At 73.1% G+C, this 13,391-nt stretch carries 3 protein-coding genes; all 3 read left to right on the plus strand.

What is annotated here, in order from left to right; genetic code table 11:
- Positions 1-165 precede the first annotated feature (165 nt).
- Positions 166-11,406 carry a tetratricopeptide repeat protein gene (locus tag WMF17_RS01605; RefSeq protein WP_437647646.1) on the plus strand — a complete coding sequence of 3,747 codons (11,241 nt, stop codon included), beginning with the start codon at positions 166-168 and terminating at the stop codon, positions 11,404-11,406.
- A 14-nt stretch (positions 11,407-11,420) separates the two neighbouring features.
- Positions 11,421-12,404, plus strand: a complete 984-nt coding sequence (locus WMF17_RS01610; protein ID WP_437647648.1) for an aminotransferase class IV — start codon at positions 11,421-11,423, stop codon at positions 12,402-12,404.
- 149 nt (positions 12,405-12,553) lie between these two features.
- On the plus strand, positions 12,554-13,366 hold the full coding sequence (locus tag WMF17_RS01615; protein WP_437647650.1) for a hypothetical protein: 813 nt from the start codon (positions 12,554-12,556) through the stop codon (positions 13,364-13,366).
- Positions 13,367-13,391 lie beyond the last annotated feature (25 nt).

The raw sequence follows: 13,391 nt of genomic DNA on the forward strand, positions 1-13,391 counted from the left end.
TGCAGACGGCCCGCCCGCTGGCCGTCCCCGCGGCAGAAGCGCGCGAAAGCTGCGCCCGCGCTTTTGCCGCGGGGGCGAGGATCCTTGAAACCGTGTCGTCCGCCCGGCTATCTTCGCCCGGCCGTGAACGGACCGGACCGAATTCGCGAGGTCCGCGGAGATACGATGAGCGTTGAGACGATTCGGATGGCCCTCGGGCGCCTGCAGGATGAGCCCGAGAACGAGGCAGCCTGGAACGAGCTCGCGGAGGCCGTGACTGCTCCGAACAACGGCGCGGGCGCGGGCGACGTCGAGCGTCTGCTCGGCGCGGCGCGCGGGCGGCACGAGGAGCGGCACGAGTGGCAGGCCGTCGCTCGCCTCCTCGAGCTGGAGATCGCGCTCGCCGCCGGCAGCCCCGTCGAGGGCGCGATGCAGGCGGAGCTCGCCCGCGTCTACCACGAGGAGCTCATCGACGTCGAACGCGCGACGGCCGCCTACAAGCGGCTGCTCGAGCTGCGCCCCGACGACGACGCCGCCACCGAGGCCCTCGAGACCGACGCCTCGAAGCGCGAGCGATGGCGCGACCTCGTGGACCGCTACATGGCCGAGGCCGAGGCCGCGACCGACGGCGCCTTCAAGAGCGCGCTCACCACGAGCGCCGCCGACATCGGCTACCGCTACGGCCGCGCCGAGCTCGGCGCGAAGGTCGGCGAGCTCATCGATCTCGCCCTCCAGCTCGACCCGAAGAACCGCCGGGCCGCCAACCTCGCCGAGATCGCCTTCGCCGCCGCGGGGGACTGGGACGCCGTCGTCCGCGTCCAGTCGCTCGTCAAGGCCGAGGCCGAGCGCAAGGAGGACCGCATCGCGGCGGGCGTCCGCGCCGCCCGCACCATCAAGGCCCACCTCGATGATCCGGCCCGCTCCATCGCGGCCTACGAGGAGGTGCTCGATCTCTCGCCCGGCCAGCCCGAGGCGCTCTCGTTCCTGGCCGAGGCGTACTCCGCCGCGGGCGACTGGGATCGCCTCGTCGCCCTCTACGAGGACCAGCTCCGCAGCGGCGGCGTGAAGCCGGGCGACGAGCTCGGCATGCTCGTGCAGATCGCCATGGTCCACTGGCGCATGCGCGCCCAGCCCCAGGCGGCCGAGCCCTACTTCGACCGCGTGCGGCGCGCCGACCCGGCGCACGCCGGGATGCTCAACTTCTACCGCGAGGTCCTGGAGCAGCGCGGCGACAAGCCGCGGCTCACGACCATCCTCACGGACGCGCAGCGCGCCGTGCCCGACGGCCCCGAGAAGCGCGCCCTCGCCACCGAGCTCGCGCGGCTCGCCGAGTCGCAGGAGAACGCCGCCAAGGCGATCGAGCAGTACAAGTCCGTGCTCCGGACCGATCCGGAGAACCGCCAGGCGCGCGACGCCCTGAAGCGCCTCTACCTCCAGACCGAGGGGTACAACGCCCTCGTCGAGCTCCACCGGCAGGACCTCGAGCGCACGCCCGTCGACGACGTGGCCGGCAGGGTCGCCGTGCTCCGCGAGATCGCCGGGATCTACCGCGACCGCGCCAAGAACGACGCGGCGCTCGTCACGGTCCTCACCCAGATCGTCCAGCTCGACGACAAGGACGTCGACGCCGTGCGGGAGCTCACCCGCATCTACGAGGCGCTCGGGCGCTGGCGCGACCTGCTCTCGTACCAGCAGCGCCTCGCCGAGCTGACCGAGAGCCGCGCCGAGAAGGCGGGGCTCTACCGCGCCGTCGCGCGGCGCTGGTTCGACCAGTTCTCGAACGTCCAGAACTCGATCGCGGCCTACGAGGCGCTGCTCACCGTCGAGTCGATCGACGAGGAGGCGCAGCAGAAGCTCCGCGAGCTCTACCTGAAGCGGCGCGCCTGGCCGCAGCTCTACTCGCTCTACGAGCGCAAGCTCGACAGCGCCGAGGGCGCCGCGAAGATCGAGCTCCTCGGCGAGATGGCCAAGCTCGCCGCCGAGCGGCTCGATCGCGGCGGGGACGCGATCACGCTGCAGAAGCGGATCCTCGAGCTCGACCCGAGCGCCCCCGGGGTGCTCGACGCGCTGGAGAAGCAGGCCGAGCGCGAGAAGGACTTCGCCACGGTCGCCGAGGTGCTCGAGCGGCGCGTCGACCTCGCGGCCGACGACGCGGCGCGGCTCGTCTCTCTGCAGAAGCTCGGGGCCGTGTACGCCGAGCGCCTCAAGGATCCGGCGCAGGCGGCGCGGACGTGGCGGCGCGTGCTCACGCTCTCGCCGGGGCACGCGCGCGCGCTCCGCGTCCTGCGCGACGCGTACTTCGTCGCGGGCGACTGGGACGGGCTCGAGGAGCTCTACGCCTCGCAGAACGACTGGGAGGGCCTCGTCGACTTCCTCTCGGGCGCCGCGGACAAGGCGACCGACCCGGCCACGAAGCTCGACATCTCCTTCCGCGCGGCGCGGATCTTCGAGGAGCAGCTCAAGGCGCCCGAGCGCGCGGCGCGCTCGTACGAGCGCGTGCTCAGCGTCTCGCCGAAGGACGCGCGCGCCGCGGCGGCGCTCGTGCCGATCTACGAGGACGAGGAGAAGTGGGCCCGGCTGCCGGCGCTCTACGAGATCCTCCTCGACGCGACGGAGGACACCGAGGCCCAGGTCGGCATGCTGCGCAAGCTCGCGGCGGCGACGGGCGGCCCGCTCTCGGACAAGCCGAGCGCGCTCGGCTACGCGCGCCGCGCCTACGAGCTCAAGCCCGACGAGGAGGGGCTCGACCTGCTCGAGGCCTGGTCGCGGGCGGCGGGCTCCTGGGGGCCGTTCGTCGAGGCGGTCGAGGGCCGGCTCCGGACGGCGACGGACCTCACGACCGACGTCCAGCGCACGCTCCGGCTGAAGCTCGCCGAGGTGTACGCGCGCGAGATGGGCAAGCTCGACGAGGCGGTGACCGTCTACCGCGGCCTCGTCGAGGACGACCCGTCCGACGACGACACGGTGCGGGCGCTCGACGCGCTCCTCCGCGCGAACGAGCGGCAGGCCGACCTCAGGTGGCTGTTCGATCTCAGGGCGAGCCAGGTCGAGGGCGAGGCGCGCGCCGAGATCCTCGAGGAGTGGGCGACGCTCGAGGAGGAGGTCTTCGGCGATCCGGCGAAGGCGATCGAGCTCTTGCGCAAGGTCATCGCGCTCACGCCCGGGCGCATCAACGCGCTGCGGGTGCTCTCGCGCCTCCTGAACGCCGCGGGCGAGTACGAGGCGGCGGCCGAGATCGTGGCCACGCACCGCGACGTCAGCGAGGGCGACGAGCGGGCGCGGCGCGAGATCGAGCTCGCGACGCTCTACCTGGACCGGCTGGATCGTCCGGCGGACGCGTTCGAGGCGGCGGTGCGCGCGCTCGAGCTGTCGGCGCACGACCCGGACGCGATCGCCGTGCTCTCGCGGCTCGTCGAGCGCCCCGAGACGCGCGTGCGCGCGGCCCGGGTGCTCGCCGTCGAGTACGCCGAGACGGGCAACCACCGGCGCGAGGCCATGGCCCTGCGGGTGATCCTCGAGGCGGAGCGAGACCCGGCGCGGCGCCGGGAGCTCTACCTCACGCTCGCGAACGTCGAGGAGACGAAGCTGCACGCGGCCGGGACGGCGTTCGACGCGCTGCTCCGGGCGCTGCACGAGTTCTCGGACGACATCGAGCTCTGGGACCGCGCCGCGGAGCTGTCGCGCCGCGCCGGCCGGCCGACCGACCTCGCGGAGGCCTACCGCGTGCACCTCGTCGCGGGGCGCACCGAGGGCGACAAGGTGCTCGGGAGCGCCGTGGAGGTCGAGCTCTGCGAGCGCGCGGCGAGCCTGCACGACGAGCAGCTCGGCGATCCGGAGGGCGCGAAGCCCTACCTGGAGCGGGTGCTGAGCCTCGACCCGAACAGCCACCGCGCCTTCGAGCGGCTGAAGCAGATCCTGACGGCGGCCGAGCGCTGGGGCGAGCTCGAGGAGCTCTACGACCGCGCCGCGAAGGGCACGACCGATCAGAGCGAGCGCCTCGAGCTGCTCAACGAGGTCGCGCTGATCGCCGAGGAGATCATCGGCGATGCCGCCAAGGCGATCGGCTACTACGAGCGCATCCTCGAGCTCGATCCGTTCTACACGGCGGCGCTCGACTCGCTGGAGAAGCTCTACGAGCGCGAGGGGCGCTTCCGCGACCTCGCGGCGCTCCTCGAGCAGCGCTTGAAGACGGCGACCGAGGCCGAGAGCGTGGAGATCAAGCTGTCGCTCGGCAGCATCTACCTCGACCGGCTGCACGAGCCGGACGGGTCGCTCGGGCACCTCGAGGACGTGCTCCGGATCCGGCAGAACGACCCGAAGGCGCGCGAGCTCGTCGAGCGGCTGCTCGACATCGGGGCGCTCCGGCTCCGGGCGGCGCGCGTGCTCGAGGCGGTGTACGAGGCGCGGGACGAGATCCGGCAGCTCGTGCGGGTCCTCGAGATCCGGCGCCAGGGCGCGGAGACCGAGTCCGAGCGGCGCGAGCTGCTCCGCCGCGTCAGCGTGCTCCAGGACGAGCGGCTCAAGGACGACGCGGGCGCGTTCGCCAGCCTGTCGGAGCTGCTGCCGCTCGAGCCGGAGGACCTCGCGGCGCGCGAGCGGCTCATCGAGATCGGCCGGCGCCTCGGCGAGCACGAGCAGGTCGCCGAGGTGCTCACGGCGGCCGCGGACGCGTGCGGGACGGCCTCGATCCGCGGCGAAATCCTGATGGAAGTCGCGAGGATCTGCGAGGACCTCCTCGGCGACGCCGACCGGGCCGAGAAGGTCTACCGGCGCGTGCTCTCCATCGATCCGACCGATCCGTCGCTGGTCATCCCGGCGGCGCAGGCGCTCGGCCGCATCTACGCGGCGAAGGAGGAGCACCAGGCGCTCGCGGGCGTGCTCGCGATCGAGGTGCGCCTCGAGGAGGACGTCGAGACGCGGCGGTCGCTCTACGAGCGCATCGGCACGCTGTACGAGACGGTGCTGGACGACCCGGCCAAGGCGATCGAGGCCTGGCAGGCGCGGCTCGGCGACGACAGCGCCGACACGGCGGCGCTCGCGGCGCTGGAGCGGCTCTACGAGCGGACCTCGCAGTGGCGGGAGCTCGTCTCCGTGCTCCGGGCGCGGGAGCAGGCGACCACCGACCCGGAGGAGCGGCGGCGCGCGATGACCAAGGCGGCCGAGACGCTCGCGCAGCGGCTCGCCGACGTGCCCGAGGCGATCAACGCGTGGCGCGCGGTGCTCGACGAGTTCGGGCCCGAGCGCCCGACGCTCGCGGCCCTCGAGGCGCTCTACGACCTCGACGAGCGCTGGGTCGACCTCGCCGACACGCTGGAGACGGACCTGTCGCTCGCGGTGGAGACGCCCGCCCGGCTCGATCTGCTGGCGCGGCTCGGCGACGTGCGGCGGCTGCACCAGGCCGACGCGACGGGGGCGCTCGAGGCGTACCGCCAGGCGCTCTCGCTCGATCCGTCGAACGCGCGCTGCCGCGCGGCGCTCGAGGCGATGCTCGAGCGGGACGACGCGCGGCGGGACGCGGCCGAGACGCTCGAGCCGCTCTACGAGGCGGACGGCGACGCCGAGCGCCTCCTCCGGGTCCTGGAGATCAAGGTCGAGACCTCGGATCTCCCGGGCGAGCGGCTCGCCACCCTGCAGAAGGCGCTCCGCACCGCGGAGGGGCCGCTCGGCGACACGTCGCGGGCGTTCGGCTACGCGCTCCGCGGCGTGCGGGAGGCGGCCGGCGAGCCCGACGTGACGACCTGGATCGAGACGGTCGAGCGGCTGGGCGAGGCCACCGGACGCTGGTCCGAGGTGTGCGCGCTGTTCCAGGGCATCGCGCCGGACATCCTCGACGGCGACGTGCAGCAGGACGTCCGGCTCCGGGTCGGCGAGCTCGCGCGGCACAAGCTCGACGACCGCGAGCTCGCGGTCGAGCAGTACAAGAAGGCGCTCGAGGCCCGCGGCGACGACCGGCGGGCGATGATCGCGCTGGAGGAGCTCTACGGCGAGGCGAACGACGCCGGGCGGCTGCTCGAGATCCTGAAGCTCCGGGTCGAGCACGCCGAGAGCGACGAGGAGAAGACGGGGCTGCTCTTCCGGATCGCCGAGCTCGAGCGGGGCCCGCTCGAGGACCAGGCCAGCGCGATCGCGACCTACGAGACGATCCTCGACATCGCGCTGCACCCGGACGCGCTCGCGGCGCTGGACAGCCTCTACCGCGCGGCGGGGCGCTTCCAGGACCTCATCCGGCTCTACGAGCGGCAGCTCGACGTGCGCGCCGGCGATCTCGCCGAGCTGCACGTCAAGATCGCGCTCGTCGCGCACCGCCACACCGAGGACCTGCAGCGCGCGTTCGACGAGCTCTCCGAGGCGCTGCTCATCGATCCGGCGCACGAGGGCGCCGTGTCGCTCCTCGAGGCGATCCTCGAGGGCTCGGCCGAGGCCGAGCACCGGGCGCGCGCCGGCGAGATGCTCGAGCCGGTGTACCTGCGCCGGGCGGACTGGAACCGGGTGAAGATCGCGCTCGATGCGCGCCTCGCCGCGAGCCAGGACCCGGTCGAGCGCCGCGACCTCCTGCAGCGGCTCGCGACCTTGCACGAGGAGCAGCTCGAGGACTACCGCGCGGCCCTGGAGACGGTGGCGAAGCTCCTCCACGAGGATCTCACCGACGAGGGGGTCTGGGCGGAGCTCGAGCGGCTCGCGAAGGTGGCGAGCGCCGAGCGGCGGCTCGCCGAGATCTACGCGGCGGAGCTCGGCGAGCTCACCTCGGACGACGCGTCGAGCGCGAAGCTCAGCCGGCGCACCGGCGAGCTCTACGCCGAGCTCGGCGACGTGACCGACGCGCTGAAGTGGTACCGGCGCGCGCACGAGTTCGAGCCGGACTCGCGCGAGCTGTTCGACGCGATCGACGGGCTGCTCATCAAGGAAGGGCGCCACGCCGAGCGCATCCAGCTCTACCGCGCCGCGCTCGACTACCGGAAGGACGAGGACCGGCTCGACGCCCTCCACACGATCGCGCGCCTCGAGCGGACGGAGCTCCGCGAGCCCGCGCTCGCGATCGAGACCTACCGCGCGGCGCTCGACGTCGACGAGGACGACGCCCGGTCGCTCGACGCGCTGACCGAGCTCTACCGCGAGCTCGATCGGCCGCGCGATCTCGCCGATCTCTACCTGCGCCGGGCCGAGGCCGCCCCGAACGGCGAGCGCGCGGCGCCCTACCGGCTCGCGCTCGCGGAGCTCCTGCGCACGCGCCTCGACGACACCGCGGGCGCGATCGATCAGCTCGAGGCGATCGTCGGCGAGGTGCCCTCGCACGCCGAGGCGATCCGGGCGCTCGAGGCGCTCATCCAGGACCTGCAGCACAAGGCGCGGGTCGTCGAGATCCTCCGGCCGCTCTACGAGGGGGCGGACGACTGGCGGCAGCTCATCCGGCTCAACGAGGAGCGGTTCGGCCTCGCCTCGGACGCCCGCGAGAAGGTCGCTGTGCTGCGCGAGACGGCGAAGCTCTGGGAGGCGCGGGGCAGCGACGAGCTGCGCGCCTTCGACGCGATCCGGACGGCGTTCAGCCTCGATCCGGACGACGGCGAGACGCGCGGCGAGCTCGAGCGGCTCGCCGAGCAGCTCGGCGCCTGGGAGGAGCTCGCGGAGAGCGTCGAGCAGGGCGTGACCATCACGTCCGACGAGCTCACGAAGCGCGAGCTGCTCTCGTCGCTGGCCAGGGTCTACGACACGCGCGTGGACGACCCGCGCCGGGCGCTCCGCGCCTACGCGCGCCTGTCCGCGCTCGACCCGAGCGACCCCGAGCCGCTCGAGCAGATGGACACGCTGGCCGTGCTGCTCAGCGACTGGGACACGCTCATCGCCGTCCTCGAGAAGAAGAGCGAGATGGCGTCGGACGAGGACAACGCCTCGATCTGCCGGCGCATCGCCGAGACAAAGCTCGAGATGCTCGAGGACACGGAGGGCGCCATCCAGGCGTACGAGCGGGCGCTCGAGCTCGACCCCGAGAGCGCGATGACGATCGACGCGCTGATCGAGCTGCACGAGCCCCGCGGCGCCGCGAGCCGGCTGGTGGAGCTCTACGGCCGCCGCGTCGAGCTCGCGGGCCCCGACGAGGAGGAGCTGCGCTACGACCTCAACGTGCGCGCCGCCGAGCGCTACGACAGGGACCTCGCGAGCCCGCGCGACGCGATCACCGCGCTCAACGCGGCGCTCGACGCGAAGCCGGGCGATCCGGCGGTGCTCACCTCGCTGGAGCGGCTCTACCGGGCCGAGCGGATGTGGGACGAGCTCCTGTCGAACCTGATGCTCCAGGCGAGCGCCGCCACGGAGCGGGACGCGCGCATCAAGCTCCGGACGGCGATCGGCGATCTCTACGCGCGGGAGCTCGAGAGCCCGAGCGACGCGATCGAGCAGTACCGGCTCGTCCTCGACGAGGATCAGGCGAACGATCACGCGATCCGGGCGGTCCGCGCCATCGGCGAGGGCCGCGAGGAGCTGCGCCTCGACGCCGCCCAGGTGCTCGAGCCCGTCCTCCGCGCGGCCGGGCGCCACGAGGAGCTCGCGGCCGCGCTCGAGCTGCGCCTGCGCGCGCAGACCGAGCCGACCGACCGGGCCGAGACGCTCCGGGCGATCGCGGTGGTGCAGGACGTGCAGCTCGGGCGGCCGCTCGAGGCGGAGGAGGCGCTGCTCCGCGCCCTGGAGGACGCGCCGGACGACGCGTCGCTGCACGGCGAGATCGAGCGGCTCGCGGAGCGCACGGGCGGCTTCGGCCGCTACTGCGACGCGCTCGCGCAGCGGGCCTCGGCGACCTTCGACGCGACGATCGCGAAGGACCTGTTCCTCCGGATCGGCCGCATCGCCGAGGACAAGCTCAAGGACGACCGGCGCAGCGCCCAGGCCTACGCCAAGGCCGTCGAGCACGCCGGCGACACGCCGGAGCTCCTCGAGGCGCTCGATCGGCTCTACGGCCGCCTCGGCGACGAGAAGGCGCTCGCGGACGTGCTCGAGCGCCGCGTCGCGGTGACGAGCGGCGATCGCGACCAGGCCGATCTCTTCTACCGGCTCGCGGTGATCCAGATCGAGTCGTTCGGCGACAAGCCCCAGGGCCTGAACACCCTGCGGCAGGCGCTCGATCGCGCGGTCGATCACGAGCGGGCGAGCGCGGCGATCGAGGCGCTCACCGAGGATCCCACGCTCTTCGACGAGGCGGCCGAGGCGCTCGAGGGCGTCTACCGCACGCGGGGCGACAACGCCGCGCTGGCGCGCCTCTACGAGAAGCGCATCCGCTTCGCGCCGACCGGCGTGGAGCGGATCCGGATGCGCCTCGACCTGGCCAAGGTGCTCGAGGTGCGCTCCAACGACCCGCGGGCGGCCCTGGAGACCCTCGAGAAGGCGCTCGCCGACGACCCGTCGGACCCGGACGTGCTCGGCGAGATCGAGCGCCTCGCCCCGCTGACGGGCGGCTGGGCGAGCGCCGCCTCCGCGCTGGAGCGGGCGGTGCGGGCCGGGGACGATCTCGACGGCGACACGGCGCGCGACCTCTGGATGCGCATCGCCGAGTGGCAGAAGAACAAGGTGGGCGACCCGAAGGCCGCCGAGGCCGCGTACGAGGCGGCGCTCACGCACGATCCCACGAGCGAGCACATCCTGCGGTCGATCGAGGAGCTGCAGCGGGCCCCCGGGCGCGAGCGCGATCTCATCGGCACGCTCCGCCGGATCGCGGCCCTCGACGGCATGGAGGGGACCGCGGGCGAGCTCCGCCGCGAGGCGAAGCAGCTGGCGGAGCGCGCGCTGGGCGACCGGGAGCTCGTCGAGGCGATCCTGCGCGAGATGATCGCGGCGGACGAGGGGGACACCTGGGCGCTCGCCGAGCTCACGAAGGTGCGGGAGGAGGCGGGCGACCCCAAGGAGGTCTTCCGGCTGCTCGTGCGCCAGTCCGAGCTCTACGCCGAGGCCGATCGCATCCGCGACGCGCGGCACGCCGCCGCGGCGGTCGCGCGCGAGAAGCTCGGGGACGACGCGGCGGCGATCGATCTCTACGAGACGCTCTTCGAGGCGGAGCCGGGCGACGCGCGCGCGGCGACCGCGCTGCGCGAGCTCTACGCGAAGGCCGGCAAGCACAAGGAGCTGCTCTCGCTGCTCGAGCGGCTCACCGACCTGGCCGAGTCCCCCGAGGCCCGCTCGGCGCTGCGGCTCGAGAGCGCCGAGATCTGCCTCTCGCGGCTCGACGCCGTGAGCGAGGCGACCGAGCACCTGCGCGCGGTCCTCGACGAGCAGCCCGACAACGAGAAGGCGACGGTCCTGCTCGCGCAGCTGCTCGAGAAGACCGGCCGCGATCAGGAGCTGTCGGATCTGTTCGTCACGCAGATCGAGCGCGCGAAGGACCGCGGCGACGTCGCGGCGGAGCTGTCGTACAGCGTCCGCCTCGGCGAGGTCTACGAGACCCGGCTGAACGACACGGCGCGGGCGATCGAGACCTACCGCGCGGTCCTCGAGCGCGAGCCGCGCCACGCCGGCGCGCTGCTCGCGCTGGCCCGCCTGCACGAGCAGCGCGGGGAGAAGGCCGAGGCGGCGCAGCGGCTCGAGGTGATCCTCGAGGACGCCCGCGCCGCGGAGGCGGTGAGCACGGCGCTGCGGCTCGCGGATCTGCACCGGTCCCTCGGCGACGAGGGCGCGGTCCGGCGCGTGCTCGAGCGGGGCCTCGCGGCGGACGCGTCGGCGCAGGACATCAGGAAGCAGCTCCTCGCCCTCTACGAGAAGCAGCAGGCCTTCACCGAGCTCGCCGATCTCATCACCGGCGACGCGGAGACGGCCGGGCAGCCGGCCGAGAAGGTGGCGCTCTACCGCAAGGCGGCCGGCATCCACCTGACGAAGCGGAGCGATCCCGGCCGCGCCGCGGACCTCCTGGTCAAGGCGACCGAGCTCGTGCCGGGCGATCGCGAGCTCCTGCTCGCGCTGTGCGACGCGTACAGCGCCTCGGGCCGCGGCCAGAAGGCCGCCGAGGCGCTGCAGCAGATCGTCGAGTCCTACGGCGGCCGCCGCTCGAAGGATCTCGCCGCGATCCACCACCGCCTCGCCAAGGCCTACCTGGCCGAGGGGCAGCGGGAGCGGGCGCTCACCGAGCTCGACGTCGCCTTCAAGATCGACCCGGGCTCGATCGCCATCCTCCGCGACCTCGGCGTGCTGGCGCTGGAGCTGTCGGAGTCGGGCGACGACGCGGCGAGGACGGCGCACATCGACCGCGCGCAGAAGACCTTCCGCGCGCTGCTCCTCCAGAAGCTCGACGAGGGCGCGCCGATCAGCAAGGGCGAGGTCTTCTATTACCTCGGCCTGATCAGCCACCGTCAGAACGACGACAAGAAGGCGATCCAGATGCTGGAGCGCGCGCTCGACAACGCGCGCGACTTCGCCCCGGCGAAGGAGCTCCTGGCGCAGCTCAAGAAGTGACGTAATCTCGCCGCGTGACGCGGCTTGTCAGCATCGACGGTGTCATCCATCGGCCGGAGGAGGCCAAGGTCTCGGTCTACGACCGCGGCTTCCTCTACGGCGACAGTGTCTTCGAGACCATCCGCACCTACGGCGGCGAGCCGTTCGCGCTGGAAGAGCACCTCGCCCGCCTCGAGCGCTCGGCCGAGCGGATCGCGATCGCGCTGCCGATCCCGCGCGACGCGCTCGCCCGCGAGGTGCGCGCGCTGATCCGGGCCGCGAGCGCGCCGGAGGGCGCCGGAGCCACGGCGGGCGCCGCGGGCTCGGCGGGAACGACGGGCCCGGCCGCGCCGCTCGAGAGCTACATCCGCGTGATGCTGACCCGCGGCAGCGGCCCGCTCGGGCTCGATCCCGCGCTCGCCGGGGCGCCGCTCCGCGTCGTCCTCGTCGAGCCGCTGAAGCCGCTGCCGGGCGCGCTCTACCGCGAGGGGATCTCGGTCATCACGACGCGCACCCAGCGGGCCGGCGACGCGGCGCCGGGGGCCAAGATCTCGAACTACCTCGAGAGCCTCCTCGCCCTGCGCGAGGCGCGGGCCGCCGGGGCCCACGAGGCGCTGATCCTGGACCCGTCGGGCCACGTCGTCGAAGGCACGACGTCCAACGTCTTCCTCGTGGAGCGGCGTCCGCCGGCGCGCGAGGGCGCGCAGGAGGCGGGACACCTGCTGATCACGCCGCCCAGGGAGGCAGGGATCCTTGTCGGCATCACCCGGGCCAACGTCATCGACGTCGCGGGCGAGCTCGGCATCCCGGTGTGCTGCGAGCCGGTCACGATGGCCCGGCTCCTGGCTGCGGAGGAGGTGTTCATCACCTCGAGCCTCCGCGAGATCGTTCCGGTCGTGCGCGTGGACGGGCACACCCTCGGCGCGGGACTCCCCGGCCCGAAGACCCGGGCGCTGCACGTCGCTTTCCGCAAGAAGGTGGGTCTTGGTGAGGCGCCCCTCCCGTGGGAGGCGCCCTGAGCCCCGGCGACCGACCGGACCGCGTCGAAATCTTGCGATCCATGATGTGTTGCTCGGAGCGCGCGTCCAAGAAGCGGGCTGACACGCTCCCTGCGCGGTCGGACGGGGCTCGAACCTCGCCTGCCGTACTATCTGCTCGAGAGGAATCCATGATGAATCGCTCGCTTCGAATCGCCTGCTTCCTGATCTGCGCTGCGTCCGCCGCAGCGGCGGCCGGGTGCGTCGTCACCGCCGAGACCCTCGTGCGCTACGAAGGCACCGACGAGAGCGTGCGTGTCGAGTACCTCCCGACCCAGAGCATCCGCATCGTGAGCGACAACGGTGACGTCGAGGTCCGCACGGGGAACGTGAGCGATGTCGTCGTCACCTTCTCCCCGTTCACGATGCGCAAGAAGGACGAGAACGTGCTCGCGGTGCAGGAGATCGAGGAGAACCTCGAGCTCGCCGCGAAGACCGAGGGCGAGGTCGTCATCACGACCCAGCGCAGGGCGGGCTCCTCCGGGTACCTCGGCGCCGACATCGAGGTCGTCCTGCCCGCCGACTTCGACGGCGGGCTCCGCGTCGAGCAGGACAACGGCAGCGTCGAGATCGACCTCGACGGCGCCCCGTCCCGCGGCACCACCGTCCTGAGCGACAACGGCAGCATCGACGTGGTCGGCGCGCGCGGCGCCATCAACGTGGCCACCGACAACGGCGGCGTCTTCGTCGACCTCGACGCGTGGAGCAGCTCGGACGGGGCGATCAGCTCCGGCAACGGCGCGGTCGAGCTCTCGGTGCCGGCGGGGGTGGACGGGACGATGACCGCGCAGACGCTCAACGGCGACGTCGTGGAGCAGGGCATCCCCTCGACGTGGGCGACCGCCGGCGAGGGCAGCGCGACGTCGTACACGATGGGCGACGGCAAAGGCGGCCTGCTCGAGCTCTTCACCGAGAACGGCGACATCACCGTCACCGTGAAGTAGCTCCGCCAGACAAAAGCCGAGAGGC

This window comes from Sorangium sp. So ce362 (assembly GCF_051519845.1).
GTDB lineage: Bacteria > Myxococcota_A > Polyangia > Polyangiales > Polyangiaceae > Sorangium.